15 protein-coding genes are annotated in these 15,684 nt (G+C 73.6%); 3 read left to right on the forward strand and 12 right to left on the reverse strand.

What is annotated here, in order from left to right; translation table 11 throughout:
* Positions 1 to 5: 5 nt before the first annotated feature.
* The 3 genes from EDD29_RS08800 to EDD29_RS08810 all read left to right on the forward strand — a co-directional run bounded on the left by EDD29_RS08800 (position 6) and on the right by EDD29_RS08810 (position 1,917).
* On the forward strand, positions 6 to 806 hold the full coding sequence (locus tag EDD29_RS08800) for a hypothetical protein (protein WP_148085907.1): 801 nt from the start codon (positions 6 to 8) through the stop codon (positions 804 to 806).
* A gap of 179 nt (positions 807 to 985) precedes the next feature.
* Positions 986 to 1,165 (forward strand): hypothetical protein, encoded by a 180-nt coding sequence (locus EDD29_RS08805; protein WP_123663916.1) that lies wholly within the window; start codon positions 986 to 988, stop codon positions 1,163 to 1,165.
* Between the two features lie 50 nt (positions 1,166 to 1,215).
* A complete protein-coding gene (locus tag EDD29_RS08810) occupies positions 1,216 to 1,917 on the forward strand; it encodes a hypothetical protein (protein ID WP_123663917.1) in 702 nt (233 codons plus the stop codon).
* On the opposite strand, the gene EDD29_RS08815 is transcribed toward EDD29_RS08810, so the two are convergent.
* The 12 genes from EDD29_RS08815 to EDD29_RS08870 all read right to left on the reverse strand — a co-directional run bounded on the left by EDD29_RS08815 (position 1,888) and on the right by EDD29_RS08870 (position 15,503).
* A complete protein-coding gene (locus EDD29_RS08815) occupies positions 1,888 to 2,568 on the reverse strand; it encodes a pentapeptide repeat-containing protein (protein WP_246052626.1) in 681 nt (226 codons plus the stop codon). The genes EDD29_RS08810 and EDD29_RS08815 overlap by 30 nt on opposite strands.
* Before the next feature lie 66 nt (positions 2,569 to 2,634).
* Positions 2,635 to 3,972 (reverse strand): jacalin-like lectin, encoded by a 1,338-nt coding sequence (locus EDD29_RS08820; protein ID WP_123663918.1) that lies wholly within the window; start codon positions 3,970 to 3,972, stop codon positions 2,635 to 2,637.
* A gap of 157 nt (positions 3,973 to 4,129) precedes the next feature.
* Positions 4,130 to 5,755 (reverse strand): DUF7507 domain-containing protein, encoded by a 1,626-nt coding sequence (locus EDD29_RS08825; protein WP_148085908.1) that lies wholly within the window; start codon positions 5,753 to 5,755, stop codon positions 4,130 to 4,132.
* A 189-nt stretch (positions 5,756 to 5,944) separates the two neighbouring features.
* Positions 5,945 to 7,408: an aldehyde dehydrogenase family protein gene (locus EDD29_RS08830; protein WP_123663920.1), complete on the reverse strand. Its 1,464-nt coding sequence runs from the start codon at positions 7,406 to 7,408 to the stop codon at positions 5,945 to 5,947.
* Positions 7,409 to 7,446: 38 nt separating this feature from the next.
* The gene (locus tag EDD29_RS08835) at positions 7,447 to 8,655 is read right to left on the reverse strand and encodes a 4-hydroxybenzoate 3-monooxygenase (RefSeq protein ID WP_123663921.1); all 1,209 of its coding nucleotides are present in this window, start codon (positions 8,653 to 8,655) and stop codon (positions 7,447 to 7,449) included.
* The gene (gene pcaDC, locus EDD29_RS08840) at positions 8,652 to 9,893 is read right to left on the reverse strand and encodes a bifunctional 3-oxoadipate enol-lactonase/4-carboxymuconolactone decarboxylase PcaDC (protein ID WP_123663922.1); all 1,242 of its coding nucleotides are present in this window, start codon (positions 9,891 to 9,893) and stop codon (positions 8,652 to 8,654) included. Before pcaDC ends, EDD29_RS08835 begins: the two co-directional genes overlap by 4 nt.
* A complete protein-coding gene (locus EDD29_RS47615) occupies positions 9,890 to 11,545 on the reverse strand; it encodes a lyase family protein (RefSeq protein ID WP_123663923.1) in 1,656 nt (551 codons plus the stop codon). The genes pcaDC and EDD29_RS47615 overlap by 4 nt, the downstream gene beginning before the upstream one ends.
* Entirely contained in the window at positions 11,532 to 12,140 is a 609-nt protein-coding gene (pcaG, locus tag EDD29_RS08850) for a protocatechuate 3,4-dioxygenase subunit alpha (RefSeq protein ID WP_123663924.1), read from the reverse strand. Before pcaG ends, EDD29_RS47615 begins: the two co-directional genes overlap by 14 nt.
* On the reverse strand, positions 12,140 to 12,892 hold the full coding sequence (gene pcaH / locus EDD29_RS08855) for a protocatechuate 3,4-dioxygenase subunit beta (RefSeq protein WP_123663925.1): 753 nt from the start codon (positions 12,890 to 12,892) through the stop codon (positions 12,140 to 12,142). Before pcaH ends, pcaG begins: the two co-directional genes overlap by 1 nt.
* A 33-nt stretch (positions 12,893 to 12,925) precedes the next feature.
* The gene (locus tag EDD29_RS08860) at positions 12,926 to 14,104 is read right to left on the reverse strand and encodes a thiolase family protein (RefSeq protein ID WP_123663926.1); all 1,179 of its coding nucleotides are present in this window, start codon (positions 14,102 to 14,104) and stop codon (positions 12,926 to 12,928) included.
* The gene (locus tag EDD29_RS08865) at positions 14,104 to 14,748 is read right to left on the reverse strand and encodes a CoA transferase subunit B (protein ID WP_123663927.1); all 645 of its coding nucleotides are present in this window, start codon (positions 14,746 to 14,748) and stop codon (positions 14,104 to 14,106) included. Before EDD29_RS08865 ends, EDD29_RS08860 begins: the two co-directional genes overlap by 1 nt.
* Positions 14,748 to 15,503, reverse strand: a complete 756-nt coding sequence (locus tag EDD29_RS08870; RefSeq protein ID WP_123663928.1) for a CoA transferase subunit A — start codon at positions 15,501 to 15,503, stop codon at positions 14,748 to 14,750. The genes EDD29_RS08865 and EDD29_RS08870 overlap by 1 nt, the downstream gene beginning before the upstream one ends.
* Positions 15,504 to 15,684 lie beyond the last annotated feature (181 nt).

Consider the following 15,684-nt stretch of genomic DNA (forward strand, 5'->3'; position numbering starts at 1 on the left):
ATCTCATGCTTTATCTCGATGCGCTCAGGAAGCGGGCACAGGTGAAGGGCCCGGCCGACCTCAAACGGGCATGCGACGCGGCGGCGAAGCTCGGCCTCCAGGGAGGGCGCGGCTACAGCAGGACCACCTACTGGCGGTGGCTCAGCAAGGGCGGGCTGGAGGAGGTGCCGACGGGAAGCCTCCTCGAAGCGATCGCCCGGGCCTGCCATGCGAACGGCCTGAGCCGTCGGACGCCGCAGACCGATGAGGCGTTGCACACCTTGCTGGCCGAGGTGAAGCACAGGCTGGAGATCTGCGAACGCCGCTCGGAGGACCTCGGCCTGCTCATCCGGCGCGGCCACCTCGCCCACCGGATCGAGACCGACCCCCGCTTCGAGCCCGTGCGGCCCTGCCCGGACGGGCTGTTCGCGCTCCGGACCCCGCTGCGCCCCGACGAACAGCACGACCTCCTGTGGCGGTGGCCGTACGGACGTGTCGTCGTCGCGCGCCTCGCTGCGGACGACGCCGAGGCCTCGTTCCAGGCCGCGGTGCTGCTCGCCGCCCTCGGCCGTGACGGGCGCAGGGTCCTGAGGATGCTCGGCGAGGCGGCGAGCCGAGGCCACGATGAGGCGCTCGACCTGCTCGACCAGAGCCCTGCCGGACTCGACCTGCCGCTGCTGCGCCTGGCGGGAGAGCGGCGTGCCGAGGCGGCGGAGTCGGTGGGCTACCTGGACGCCGCCGAGGCCTTCCGTGCCGCCATCCCGGAACTCGGCCCCGGGTGGAATCTCCTGAGCGCCCCCGTCGTCCTGCCGGAGACTCCGGCCTGAGCCGCGCCCGCCGCTGTGGCCCCGGACCTGCGAGGTCCGGGGCTTTTGCTTTCCGGCGTCGCCGATACCCAGGCGTCTCGTCCTATTTCGTTCCACGCTGTTCCATCGGCTCCACCGCGTCGCCGCGCGCTGGAGAGTGCTGCCTGTACGCACTCCGGCGGCCGTGGGGAAGGGTTCCGATGACTCCGTCTCGCAGTGCGGGCGAACCCGTCGCGTACGGGCCGCGGGACTGCGCGGAGGAATCGCTCGCGGTCATGCTCACGACGGAGTGGATGCTGCGGACCGGGCGGCGGCTCGGGGACCGGCCGCTGCTGCACCGGCTCGACGCGGCGGCGCTCGTGGAGTTCTGGGGCTGGTGACCGTGGTGCCACGGCCGCTCGCGCACCGGGAGAGGAGGACCTTGTCCGGAATGCTGGCAGCGCTGGTCCGGCGGGCCCTCGGCCCACGGGGAGCGTCCGGGGACGGGCGGGAGGACGGCGGGCCGCGCCTCACGGAGCTGTCCCACAGGGTCATGTTCGCGTTCGACATCTGCGGCTTCGGTCGCCACCCCCCGCATCTGCACGCCGACCTCCGCGGCGTCCTGTACGGGATCGTCGAATCGTCCTGCGCGGCGCACGGCGTCACGTGGGAGGGCGCCTACAAGGAGGACCGGGGAGACGGCATGTACTTCCTCGCGGAGACCCCGGCGATCACGCTGGTGGAGGACGTGGCGCTGTCCATCGGGACCGCGCTGCGCAGGCACAACCGCACAGTGCCGGGCGCTGCCTTCCGGGTGCGGATGGCGGTCCACGCGGGCTTCGTCCGGCACGACGGGCACGGCATCGTCGGCTCGGACATCGTCCTGCTGTTCCGCCTGCTCGACGCGCCCGAGCTGCGCGACGCCCTGGCCGGCGGCCACTCGGGTTTCGCGTTCGCCTTCTCGCATGAGGTCTTCCGGCGCGCGGCCGACGAGCTGGCGCTGGGCCGCGCCGACTACGAGCGGGTCGTCATGCGGACGAAGGAGGGCGGGGAGACCGCGTGGATCTTCCGCCCCGGGGGCCCGCGGCCGGCGGGCGACCGGTGCCGGCCCTCCTGCGGGGCGTCAGCCGGAGATGGTGATGTCGAGGGCTGAGGCGAGGGTGTGGAGGAGGGAGTGGGCGTCGGAGGGGTGGATGGTGGCGCCAGCCAGGGCGGTGACGCCGGAGAGGGCGTAGAGGTCGCAGTTCGTGAAGACCGCGCCCTTCAGGGTGGCGGCGCTGAACTGGGCGGAGGTGAGGGTGCAGCGCTCGAAGCGGACGCCGGTGAGGTCGGCGTTCTGGAAGTTGGCCTCGGTCAGGGTGCAGTCGCGGAAGACGACGTCACGGAAGCGGGAGAAGCGGAAGGACGCCAGGTCGGCGCGGCAGCCTTCGAACAGCACGTCGCGGAAGGACGACTCGGTGAAGGCCGCGCCCGTCAGCCGGGAGTCGGTGACGGCCACGTTCGCCAGCTGGGTGTCGGCGAAGCGCACGTTGGCGAGGTCGGCCCCGGCGAACACCGCGTCGGAGAACTCCGCGCGGCGCGCCTTGAGCCCGGACAGCGCGGTCCCGGAGAAGCGGCAGCGGACGAACTCGGCGGCGCCGACGTCCCGGCCGCGCAGGTCGAGCGGGCCGAACTCCAGCGACATGTGGACCTGGTCGGCGCCCCCGTCGAAGACCTCGGGGGCCGCGGGGGCCGGCACGTCGGGCAGTCTGGGTGCGGCGGGCTCGCGCGCGGCGCGCGCGCCGCGCCTGCTGTTCGTGGACACCCGCCGACCCTACCGAGGGCCGGCGGGTGCCCCGGCCCCCGGTGCGGAGCCGGGGGCCGGACGCGATCAGCGCGGCGTGTAGACGACGCCGAGCCTGTCGACGGCCGAGCCGGCGCGGCCGTGGAAGCCCGCGACGCGCCAGCCCGAGGGGGCGGTCCGGGTGACGCAGTCGGACGTCGCCGTGCCCCCGGTCAGGGTCCGGCCGAGCGAGGTGGTGAGGGTCACCGAGAACACCCGGACGCCGCCGCTGTAGGTGCCCTGGCAGATCTTCGCGGACGCGACGTGCTCACCCGCCCCGAGCGTCAAGGACTGCGCGGTGCCTCCGGTGCCGCCGTGGGCCAGCGTGATACCCCCGGAGAGGGTCACGGCAGCCTGGTCGAGCCGGGAGCCGCCGCGAAGGGTGAAGGTCGTGGGCGACGCCCCGGCGGTGAGGCTGGGCACGTCGGTGAAGGGGGTGCCCCCGGTGCCGCCGTAGAGGTCGCTCTGCTGGACGGCGGGGTTGGTCGTCCAGGAGAAGGTCGTCGCGATCGGGTGGTGGTCGGAGAGCATGAGCCCGGTGCCGGCCTCGCGGAACAGCGCGCTGTCGTTGCGGTAGTCGGTGGCGGTCAGCGACACGGCGCCGTCGCCCCGGTAGAGGATCTTGTCGACGGTCTCGCAGGAGTCCGCCGGCGCCGCGTCGTCGCAGAGCAGGGCGGCGGCGCCCGCGACGGGCGGGACCCCGCCGCGCTCCAGCTGCACCCACGCGTCGGTGAGCCCGTTCGTGGCGGCGAAGGCCGCGATGGTGTCCCCGGTGCGGGTGTAGCGGGTGTTGGTGTCGCCCATGACGATGACGGCCTTGCCCGCCGAGTGAGTCTGGATGTACGAGGTGACCTGGGCCAGGTTCTTGGCGCGCGCGGTGATGTCGGCGCTCTCCGAGCCCGCGTCGGTGTGCAGGTTGTACACGTCGACGAACACGCCCTCGGCGAGGCGGACCCGCAGGAAGGTGAACCCCTTGGGGGTCAGGCAGTCGCCGGAGCCGAGCGCGCAGTCCGCCCACTTGGTGCGGGACAGCTCGTCGAAGGCGTAGGACGACACGGTGTTGAGCCCGCTGCCGATCCCGGCGCCGCCCGTCGTCGCCGTCCGGTACGGGTGCGTGTCGGCCGCGTAGAGGGCCGCGTGGTAGTTGAAGTCCTCCTGGACGTTGACGATCTCGTACGGGCCGAGCCGCTGCCCGATCGCGGTGTGCGAGGTGGTCCGGTCGGTGGCGGCACTGGAGAGGATCTCCGGGAGCCCGGCGACGTTGTAGGTGAGGGCGTCGAAGGTGCCGCCCTGCGCGGAGGCGGCACCGGGTACCGCGAGGGCGGTGAGGCAGGAGGAGAGCAGCAGGAGGACCGCGAGCATCCCGCGGCGCAGAATGTGACTCATGTCTCTTATGTGAGGGGACGTGAAACTCTTTCGCAAGACCCCCCGGACGACCGTCACCGGCCGTTCCCGGAACGTTCTCCGCCGACGGCCGTGGGGGCCCGCGCACCTCGCGCGGGCCCCCACGGCTAGGGCGTGAAACGGGCCGCAGGCCCGGGAATCACAGCAGCGGAGCCTTCTCGCGGATCTTGGGCTTCTTGGGCGCCTTCCTGTGCTTCACCGCGTGCCGCCGCGGCTTGTGGCCGTGATGGCCGTGATGCTGGTGATGGCCGTAGTGCTTGTGGTGGTGGCGGGTCTTGTGGTGGTGGTCCTTGAAGCAGGGCTTGCCGTTGTGCCAGTGCTCGCCGTGCCAGGGGAAGGCCAGGTCGCAGGACCCGCCGGCGTACCAGGGCAGGTCGCGGCAGGGCTCCTTGTGCCGGGGCCGGCACTCGCCGTCGTCATGGCACGACGGGCGCTTCCTGATCTTGACGACCGCGGTCGACGGGCCGGACTCCACCTCGGCCTGGTCATCGGTGCGGGTCGCGGTCGCCTTCGCGGTGTTGACGATCCGGCCCGCGTCGACGTCGGCCTCGGTCACCCGGTAGGTGCCGGTGCAGGTGGTGATCGCGTTGAGGGCGAGGTCTCCCGCGGGGCAGGAGACCGCCGGGATCAGCGAGTCCTCGACCGCCACGCCGGTGAGCACCGTGCCGCCGGTGTTGGTGACCGTGAAGTCGTAGGAGACCTCGTCGCCCGCCTCCAGGTCGTCCGTCGGCGGCTTGGCCCGCTTGACCAGGCCGAGCGACGCGTCGGCGCGCTCCTGGACCTCGCGGTCCTCCTCCAGCACGGGCGTGGTGGCCGGAGCCGTCGGCGCGGTCGGCGCGGTGGGCGTGGTCGGGGCGAGGACCGGCGCCTCGGTGGCGGTCTGCCCGGTGGCCACGACCACGTTGCGGATGGTCGGGGCCTCGGTGAGCAGGCAGCCGCAGCCCGCGAAACCGACGTTGTAGTAACTCGGCATGGCCGCCGGAAGCTGCGTGGCCAGGGCGTTCTGGAAGCCCGCGCCGTCACGCCGGTCGATGTCGACCGACAGCACCGGCACCGGGTCCGAGCTCACCGTGACCCGGACGGTCTGGGCCGCGGCGTCGGCCGGAAGGTAGACGAGCGGGGCGGAGACCTGCCCGTTCGCCTGGGCCGTCGTCTTGCCGCCCGTGATCGCGTCGAGCCAGCAGTACCCGGTCGAGCCGTCGCCCGGATCGGCGGCGGCGGCCGGACGCGGCATCAGCACGACGGTCCCGGCGGGCGACTGCCGGGAGCAGCCCGACCCTTGCGCCTGCCAGTCGCCCAGCGCGCTGAGCGTGTCCTGCGGTGCGGCCTGGACCGCGGCAGGGGCGGGATCGTCCGCCGTGGTACCGGGCGTGGCGGCCGGCGCGCCGTCGCCCGGTGCGGTGCGCGGCGCCAGGAACAGCGCGACGCCCTCCTTCTCGCGCGCGGTCGCCGGCGCGGCGGCGCCGTTCCGCTCGAACGTGACCTGCACGCCGTCGTCGGCGCGCACGGTCTGGCCGACGATCACCGCCTCGTCCTCGACGGCCGCCCCCGCGGCCTCGCCGGCCACCCTGGTGGACGAACCGGAACCCGTCGACGAGGAACTGGAGCCGCCCGTCGCGGGCGGCCGCGACTTGACCAGGCACTGCGCCAGATCCTTGACCTGGCCCGCCGCGCAGTCGGCCGCGGGCCCGCCCTCACCCACCTGGGCCGCCGCCGCTCCTGGAGCGGCGACGGTGGAACCGGCCAGCGCGGCGGCTAGCGCCACACCGGCTACTCGACGTCTGTGCACTCTTCCGACCTCCCCGTCGTGGTCTGACGGGGGTACCGGTACCCGCCCGCCGATCAAGGTCACGGGGTCGAGGGTCAAGTCTCCGCCACCCCGAGTGTCGTCTTGGGAGGAGCGGGTAGAAAGGCCCCCGGATCGGCGGTCCAGGGGCCTATCTCACCGATTCGGTCAGAACGGGTAGCGCTCGATCTGCGACTGCACGGTCACCCACTGGACCTCGGTGAAGGTGTCCAGGGTGGCGCGCCCGCCGAACCTGCCGCCGGTGCCGGACGCCTTGTTGCCACCGAACGGGGCGACCGCCTCGTCGTCCACGGTCTGGTCGTTGATGTGCACCGCGCCGGACTCGATCCGGTCGGCCAGCTCGTAGGCGGCGTACGGATTGCCGGTGAGGATGGACACCGACAGCCCGAACTCGGAGGCGTTGATGATCTCCAGCGCCTCCTCGACGGTCTCGTAGACCGTCACGGGGGCGACCGGGCCGAAGATCTCCTCGGTGAACGCGCGGGAGTCGCGCGGCACGTCGGTGAGCACGGTCGGCCGATAGAACAGGCCCTCGTAGGTGCCGCCCGCGGCGAGGGTCGCGCCCTGCGCGACGGACGACGTGACGACCTCGTGGATCTTGTCGCGCTGCCCGGCGTCGATGATCGGGCCCAGCGCGTTCGCCGGGTCCGTCGGGTCGCCGACGGGGAGGTGCTTCGCCTTCTCGGCCAGCAGCTCGGTGTACTTCGCGGCGAGCGAGGAATGCACGAGGTGCCGTCCGGTGGTCATGCAGATCTGGCCCTGGTGCAGGAACGAGCCCCAGGCGCCGGCCGAGGCCGCGGCCTCCACGTCGGCGTCGGGCAGCACGAGCAGGGCGTTGTTGCCGCCCAGCTCCAGGTGGACCTTCTTGAGCAGCGGCGCGGCGGCGGTGGCGATGGCGCGCCCGGCCGGGGTCGAGCCGGTGAAGGAGATGCACGGGACGCCCGGGTGCGCGACGAGCGCCGCGCCGACGTCCGCGCCGCCCGGCAGGACGTGCAGGACGCCCTCGGGCAGGCCCGCGTCGGCGAGCAGCTCGGCCAGCGCCAGGCCGCCCGCGATCGGGGTGCGGGGGTCGGGCTTGAGCACGACCGCGTTGCCGACGGCGAGGGCCGGGGCGACCGAGCGCAGCGCGAGGATCGCCGGGAAGTTGAACGGTGAGATCACGCCGACGACGCCGACCGGCACCCGCCGCGCGACCGACAGGCGCGGCTTGAAGCTGCGCAGGATCTCGCCGTACGGCTCAGAGGCGAGGGCGGCGGACTCGGCGAGCTCGGAGACGAGCAGCCCGACCTCGAAGGCGGCCTTGCCCTGGCCGGAGCCGGATTCCGGCACCAGCCAGCGCGCGATCCGCGACGGGTCGGCCTCCAGCAGCGCGGACGCCTTGCGCAGCACGGACGCGCGCTTGTCGTAGGTGAGGGCGCCCCACTCGCGCTGCGCCTTCCCGGCGGCGGCGACGGCGCGGTCGAGGTCGGCGACGGTGGCGTTGCCGACCGTCGCGACCAGGGATCCGTCGGCGGGCGCGGTGACCTCGATGACACCGCCGGACGCCTTTGTCCACGTGCCGTCGAAGATCTTGCCCTCCCAGACGGGAGCGGCGTTGGCCGGGGTGGTCATGGGTTTCTCCTCGATGCGGATCAGGGTGCGTGGAACGGTCAGGCCAGCTCGTCCAGGCCCGGCATGGGCAGGCCCGTGTAGTTCTCGGCGAGAGATGTCGCCGCGGCCTTCGACGAGGCGATGTAGTCGAGCTGGGAGAGCTGGAGCCGGTGGCCGAAGGCGTCGTCGTCGGGGGAGGTGTGCAGCATCGACGTCATCGTGTAAGAGAAGTGCTCGGCTCGCCAGATCCGGCGGAGCGCCTGCTCGGAGTAGGCGTCCAGGCCGGACTCGTCGCCCGAGGCGTACCGGCGGACCAGCGCGGCGGCCAGCAGGGTGACGTCGGCGGCGGCCAGGTTCAGGCCCTTGGCGCCGGTCGGCGGCACGATGTGCGCGGCGTCCCCCGCGAGGAACAGCCGCCCGTGCCGCATCGGCTCGGTGACGAAGCTGCGCATGGGCGTGATGCCCTTCTCGGTGATCGGTCCGGTCGCGAGCTTCCAGTCGCCGTCGATCGCGAAGCGGCGGGCGAGGCCCTCCCAGATCCGGTCGTCCGACCACTGTGCGAGGTCGGTGTCCGGCGGGACCTGGAGGTACAGCCGGCTCACCTCGGGCGAGCGCATGCTGTGCAGCGCGAACCCCTCGGGGCTGTGCGCGTAGATCAGCTCGTCGCAGGACGGGGCCACGTCGGCGAGGATGCCGAGCCAGGAGAACGGGTAGACGCGCTCGAAGGTGCGCTTGCCGGCCTCGGGCATGATCCGGCGGCCGATGCCGTGGAACCCGTCGCAGGCCACCACGTACTCGGCGGTGAGGGTGTGCTCGGCCCCCTCGTGCCGGTAGCGGATCTGCGGAGCTTCGCCCTCGATGCCGGAGATGTCGAGTGCCTCGGCCTCGAACGCCAGCGGCGCGCCCGCCTCCAGGCGGAGCGCGATGAGGTCCTTGACGACCTCGGTCTGCGCGTAGACCATCACCGAGCGGCCGGTCAGCGCGGGGAAGTCGATCCGGTGCGCCTCCCCGGCGAAGCGCAGCTCGATGCCGTCGTGCTGGAGGCCGCGGGCGTCCATCCCGGCCGCCGCGCCGGTGGCGCGCAGCACGTCCATGGTGCCCTGCTCCAGGATCCCGGCGCGCTGCCGCTTCTCCACGTAGGGGCGGTCCCGGTTCTCCAGGACGACGGTGTCGACGCCCTTGCGGTGCAGGAGATGGCCGAGCAGGAGCCCGGCGGGGCCGGCGCCGATGATCGCGACCTGGGTACGGGCGGGAATGGGGTGGGTCATGATGTTTCCTCGATCTCGTCCAGCACCCGCTGGGCGACGGCGAAAGCAGAATTGGCGGCGGGCACACCGCAGTAGATGGCGGACTGGAGCAGGACCTCCTTGATCTCGTCCCGGCTCAGTCCGTTGGTGAGCGAGGCCCGCACGTGCATGGCCAGCTCGTCGTGGTGGCCGCGCGCGATCAGCGCGGTCATGGTGATGGCGCTGCGCGTGCGCCGGTCCAGCCCCGGCCGGGTCCAGATCCCGCCCCACGCGTAGCGGGTGATGAAGTCCTGGAAATCACCGGTGAAGGCGGTCTTGCGGGAGTTCGCCCGGTCCACGTGCGCGTCACCGAGCACGGCCCGCCGAACCCTCATCCCGGCCTCGAACCGCTCCTCGGCCCCCCGCTCGTCCACCCACCCGCCTTCGGCGGCACCGGGTGCGGCGGCGGGCCGGCGCGCGGTGCCCGGGTCGTCGGCGGAGGCGCCTTCCGCCGTGCCGCGTGCGGCGGATTCGGCGGCGGTGAGGTGGGTGAGGAGGGCGGCGGTGGTGGCCGCGGGCCGGTCGACCGGGGCCAGGTGGGCGGCGGCCGGGAGCTCGACGAGCACGGCGGCGGCGATGCCGTCGGCGAGTTCGCGGGCGTGCGCGGACGGGGTGGCCGGGTCGGCCTTGCCGCCGAGGATCAGGACCGGTCCGGCGACGCGGGCGAGGTCGGCGCGGACGTCGTAGGCGCCGAGCGCCTCGCAGCAGGCGGCGTAGCCCTCGTCGTCGGCGGCGGCGAGGTCGGCCAGCAGCCGGACGCCGAGCGGGCCCGGCTCGCCCGCGAACCACTTGGGCGCGGTGCCCTCCGCCATGACGGCGGTGCCGTACTCCCGGACGGTTCCGGCCCGCTCCTTCCAGGCGGCGGGCTCGCCGAACCGGGCCGAGGAGCAGACCATCGCCAGGGAGGCGATCCGCTCGGGACGGGCGAGCGCGAGGGTCGCGCCGATCGCGCCGCCGATGGAGACGCCCGCGTAGTGGAAGCGCCCGAAGCCCGCCCGATCGGCGGCGTCCAGGACGAGGCCCGCGAGCCTTTCCATGGTCGTCGCGCCGGGGACGGCCGGGGATTCCCCGTGCCCTGGCAGGTCGAACCGGAGCACCCGGTGGGCGCGCGTGAGTTCGCCGAGCACGGCGTCCCACACGTGCAGGGAGCAGCCGAGCGAGGGCCCGAGGACGAGCGGGATGCCGTCTTCCGGGCCGTCGAGGCGGTAGTGGAGCGTCATGAGGCGGCCTCGCGGGTCAGGGCGGCGTCCACCAGCGCGGGCGCGGCACCGAGATAGGTGGTCGGGTCGGGGTCGAACGGGGCCGCGGTGCCGGGCGGCAGCAGCGCCGCGACGGCCTCGGCCAGCGGCACGCCGGTCGTGGCGGCGGTCGCGGACGCCTCCTCAAGGAGAGAGCGCGCCTTCTCGCGGCTGAGGGAGGCGGCGAGCTCGGCGGCGGCCCGCTCGGAGACGATCAGCCCGTGGGTGAGGCCGAGGTCGGCGCGCATCTTCCCAGGGCGCACGACGAGCCCGCCGACCAGCGCCCCGGCCGCTTCGGCCGCGCCGCCCGCCAGCCGCAGCGCCTCGCGCAGCGGCTGCCACTCGGCGTGCCAGGCCCCCGCGGGCCGCTCGTCCTCCGCGACCAGCGCCCCCAGCAGCACCGACGCCAGCGCCGGCAGCTGCCGCGCCGCCGCCGCGATCAGCGTGGCCCGCACCGGATTGCTCTTGTGCGGCATCGCCGACGACCCACCGCCGCTCCCCTCCGCGACCTCGGCGATCTCCGTCCGGGCGAGCACCAGCACGTCCGCCGCGACCTTGCCCAGGGCACCCCCGGCGAACGCCAGCGCGGCCCCCAGATCGGCCACCGGCGTCCGCAACGTATGCCAGGGCAGCAACGGCACCGCAAGCCCCACCTCACCGGCATAAGCCGCGACAAGCCCCGACACCTTTCGCCCGCCCTCGTTCAGGCTTGAAGCGCCCGATCCGGACACGCCGAGCCCGGCCACGTGCGAGCGAGGTCCGCCCAGGTCGGATCCTCTCAGTTCGGCCCCGCCCGAAAGGGACGTGTCGAGCCCGGCTTCGTTCCTGCCGGGCCCGTCCGGTTTCTGCTGGTCCGGTCCGGCCTCGTGCGGGCCGGAGGAGTCCCGTCCGGGCTCGTCGGAATGAGAGGCGTCCGGGTCGGCGGCACCTTGTCCCGGTCCGTTCAGGTCGGGGTCGCTCGATCCGGCTGAGTTCGGGCCGGGCCGGCCGGGGGCCGGCTCGGGCGGGGTGGGGGCGAAGGTGGTGAAGGCGGCCAGGGTGCCTGCGGCGCCGCCCAGTTGGGCGGGGAGGGCACGGTCGGCGGCGAGGAGACGGGCGTGGGCGTCGAGGATCAGGTGGCGCCAGCCCGCGGCCTTGAGGCCGAAGGTGGTGGGGACGGCGTGCTGGGTCAGGGTGCGGCCCGGCATCGGGGTGTCCCGGTGGGCGGCCGCCAGGCCGCGCAGGGTTTCGGCGGTCGCCGCGAGATCGGCGAGGATCGGGGCGAGGGCCCGGCGGGCGACCAGCATCAGGGCGGTGTCCAGGATGTCCTGGCTCGTTGCGCCGCGGTGGACATAGGGGGCGGCCTCGGGCCCGACCGCCTTCTTCAGATCCTTGACGAAGGGGATCACCGGGTTGCCGCCGGCGCGGGCGCGCAGCGCGAGGTCCCGGGCGTCGAAGGCGGCCGGATCCACCGCGTCCAGCGCTTCGGCCGCCGCGCGCGGCGCGAGCCCGAGCGCGGCCTGCGCCCGGGTCAGCGCCGCCTCGGCGGCCAGCAGGGCGCGCAGCACCGCGGCGTCGCCGGTGGCCGCCTCGACGGCGGCACCGGCGACGACCGGTGACAGCAGGCCGGAGTCCGCCGGATCAGGCGAAGTCAAGGAAGACCGTCTCCTCGCCCGCGCCGCCCTGGAGGCGGATGTCGAACCGGTACACCCCGGGCCGCTCCTCCACCGCGACGAGCGTCTGCCGCCGGGCCTCGGACAGTTCCCCGAACGCCGGGTCGGCGGCGAGCGCCGCGGCGTGCTCGGGCAGGTGGATCCGGGTGAACAGGTGGTGCAGCAGTCCGCGCGCGAACACGCACACCGACAGGTACGGCACCGCGCCGTCGCGGTGCGGCCCCGGTGGGAGGGTCCGGACGAACCAGCGGCCCGACGCGTCGGTGGCGATCCGGGCGAACCCGGTGAAGTCCACCCCGTTGCGGCCGAGGATCCCGCCGGTCACCGGATCGCGGCGCAGCGAACCCGGCGCGCCCTTGAGCGAGCCCGCCTCGTCGGCCTGCCAGATCTCCACTAGCGCGTCGGGGACGGGCGCGCCCGCGCCGTCGTAGACGTACCCGTGGACGGTGATCGTGCCGGGGTGCCCGACCGGCGCGAGCTCCTCGCCGCCGGTGAAGGGCAGCGCGTACCCGTAGAACGGGCCGACGGTCTGCGACGGCGTCGGCTCCAGCGGAGCCGGGGATGCCGGGGTGCCCATCAGCGTCCCTCCTCGATCCAGGTGGCGGCCGGTCCGTCCAGCACGATGTCCCAGCGGTAGCCGAGCGACCACTCGGGCACCGACAGGTCGTGGTCGTAGGTGGCGATGAGGCGGTTCCGCGCCGCCTCGTCGGTCACCGACTGGAGGATCGGGTCGTAGGGGAACAGCGGGTCGCCCGGGAAGTACATCTGGGTGATCAGCCGCTGGGTGAAGGCCCGCCCGAACAGCGAGAAGTGGATGTGCGCGGGCCGCCAGGCGTTGGTGTGGTTGCGCCACGGGTACGGGCCCGGCTTGATCGTGGTGAAGGCGTAGCGGCCCTCGTCGTCGGTCAGGCAGCGGCCGGCGCCGGTGAAGTGCGGGTCCAGCGGGGCGGGGTGGTCGTCGCGCTGGTGGGCGTAACGCCCGGCGGCGTTGGCCTGCCAGACCTCCACGAGCTGGCCGCGCACCGGACGGCCGTCGCGATCGAGGACGCGGCCGGTGACCGTCATCCGCTCGCCCTGCGGCTCGCCGGTGTGCTGGCGGGTGAGGTCGCTGTCGAGGTCGGTGACGTCGCTGACGCCGAACGCCGGGCCCGTCAGTTCGACCGCCTCGGGGTCCTTGACGACCACGAGGGGCTTGCCCGGATGGCGCAGGACGCTGCTGCGGTACGGCGCGTAGCCGCGGTCGGGGTGCGCGAGCCCGGGACGGGAGCCGCTGAGCGCCGCGATCTCGGCGCTGATCTCCGCCTGAGTGGGCGGTTGCGGAGGAGTCACGTCCGGCCTCCTTTCCAAGAAGATGATGGGTTTCTAGCGGTCGAGCACCAGCGCCAGGCCCTGCCCGACGCCGATGCACAGGGAGGCGACGCCGACGCCGCTCCCGCGGGCGGCGAGCTGGTGCGCCACCGCCCCGGTGATGCGGGCGCCGGACGCGCCGAGCGGATGCCCGAGCGCGATCGCGCCGCCGCGCGGGTTCACGATCGATGGGTCGAGGTCGGGCAGCGCGGCGAGGCAGCCCAGGGCCTGGGCGGCGAACGCCTCGTTCAGCTCGACGACGTCCAGGGAGGCGAAGCCGACCTCGGCGCGGCCGAGCGCCTTGGCGACCGCCTCGACCGGGCCGAGCCCGAAGTACTGCGGCTCCAGGGCGGTGACGGCGCTCGCCCGGATCCGGGCGAGCGGCTCGCGGCCGAGCTCGGCGAGGCCCGCCTCGTCGGCCAGCAGCAGCGCCGCGGCGCCGTCGTTGAGCGGGGAGGCGTTGCCCGCGGTGACGGTGCCCTCGGCGCGGAAGACCGGCTTGAGCTTCGCCATGGACGCCAGGGTGCCGCCCGGCCGGATGGCCTCATCGCGCGCGAGGTCGGCGCCCGCGACCGGGACGACCTCGGCGTCGTACAACCCGGCGCGCCAGGCGGCGTCGGCCTTGGCGTGGCTCTCCAGCGCGAAGGCGTCCTGCGCCTCGCGGCCGATCGCGTACTTGTCGGCCACCAGCTCGGCGCCCTCGCCCAGCGCCACGGTCCACTCCCGGGGCATCGCCGGGTTGACCAGCCGCCAGCCCAGGGTGGTGGACACCAGCTGCTGGTCGCCCGCGGGGAAGGCCCGCTCCGGCTTCGGCAGCACCCAGGGGGCGCGGCTCATCGACTCCACGCCGCCCGCGACCATGATCGAGGCGTCCCCGAGCGCGATCGCCCGGTAGGCCTGGATGACGGCCTCCATGCCGGAGCCGCACAGCCGGTTCACCGTCGCGCCCGGCACGCTGACGGGCAGGCCCGCGAGCAGCACGGCCATCCGGGCGACGTCCCGGTTGTCCTCGCCCGCGCCGTTGGCGTTGCCATAGACGACGTCGTCGATCCTGGCCGGATCGAGGTTCGGACTGCGCTCGACCAGCGCGCGCAGCACCCCGGCCGCCAGATCGTCCGGGCGGATCCCCGACAGGGCGCCCGCGTACTTGCCGATCGGCGTACGGACCGCGTCGACGATGTAGACGTCGCCCATCACAGCACCCCTTCAGGAACGTGGACCTTCGCGCCCGTCCGCTCGACCACCTCGGCGACGGTGACGCCCGGGGCCGTCTCGACCAGGGCGAAGCCGTCGGGCGTGACGTCCAGCACCGCGATGTCGGTGATCACCCGGTGTACACAGGCCTTCCCGGTGAGCGGCAGATCGCACTCCTCGACGAGCTTCGCGGACCCGTTCTTGGCGTTGTGGGTGGTCATGACGATGACGCGGCCCGCGCCGTGCACGAGGTCCATCGCCCCGCCCATGCCCTTGACCATCGCGCCCGGGATCATCCAGTTCGCGAGGTCGCCGCGGGCCGACACCTGCATGGCGCCGAGGATCGCGGTGTCGATGTGGCCGCCGCGGATCATGCCGAACGACAGGGAGGAGTCGAAGAAGCTCGCGCCCGGCAAGACCGTGACGGTCTCCTTGCCCGCGTTGATCAGATCCGGGTCGACCTCGGCCTCGAACGGGTAAGGACCCACGCCGAGCAGGCCGTTCTCCGAATGCAGCACGACGTCGACGCCCGCGGGCACGAAGCCCGGGACCAGCGTCGGCAGGCCGATGCCGAGGTTCACATAGGAGCCGTCGGTGAGCTCCCGCGCGGCACGGGCCGCCATCTCGTTCTTGGACCAGGCCATTACGCGCGCACCGTCCTCTTCTCGATGCCCTTGTTCGCGGCCTGCTCGGGGGTGAGCGCCACGACCCGCTGGACGAACACGCCCGGCAGGTGCACTTCTTCGGGGTCCAGCTCTCCCGGTTCGACCAGCTCTTCGACCTCGGCGATGGTGATCTTCCCGGCCATCGCCGCGAGCGGGTTGAAGTTGCGGCTCGACTTGGCGAAGACCAGGTTGCCGTGGCGGTCGCCCTTCACCGCGTGCACGAGGGCGAAATCCGTGGTGATGCCCTCTTCGAGGACGTAGTCCTTGCCGCCGAACTCCCGGACCTCCTTGACCGGGGAGGAGACCGCGACGGAGCCGTCGACCGCGTACTTCCAGGGCAGGCCGCCCTCGGCGACCGCGGTGCCGACCCCGGCCGGGGTGTAGAAGGCGGGGATGCCGCAGCCGCCGGCGCGCAGCCGCTCGGCCAGGGTGCCCTGCGGGATCAGCTCGACCTCGACCTCGCCGCCCAGGTACTTGCGCGCGAACGCCTTGTTCTCGCCGATGTAGGAGCCGGTGACGCGTTCGATCAGCCCCGCCTCCAGCAGGATGCCCAGGCCCCCGCCGTCGACGCCGCAGTTGTTCGACACGACCCGCAGCCCTCCCGGGCCCGCCCGGTGCAGGGCCTCGATCAGCACGTTCGGCACGCCGCTCAGCCCGAAGCCGCCGACGGCCAGGGAGGAGCCCTCCCCGACGTCGCGCACGGCCTCGGCCGCGCTCGCCACCACCTTGTCCATCAGCAGACCTCGATCTCCGCGTCCACCCGGTCTCGGCGACTCCGATCCGGCCGGTTTCCGCTCGGGGGTTGTTCGCCCAGTGAACTTTAGTTCATAATAGTGTGCGGTCAGTGTCCGCCGACCGCTCGGGTGATGTCAAGGGCGCGGCGGTCGATACTGTGATCGGCGACACGGGGAGGGG

The sequence above is a fragment of the Actinocorallia herbida genome, assembly GCF_003751225.1.
Taxonomy (GTDB): Bacteria; Actinomycetota; Actinomycetes; order Streptosporangiales; family Streptosporangiaceae; genus Actinocorallia; species Actinocorallia herbida.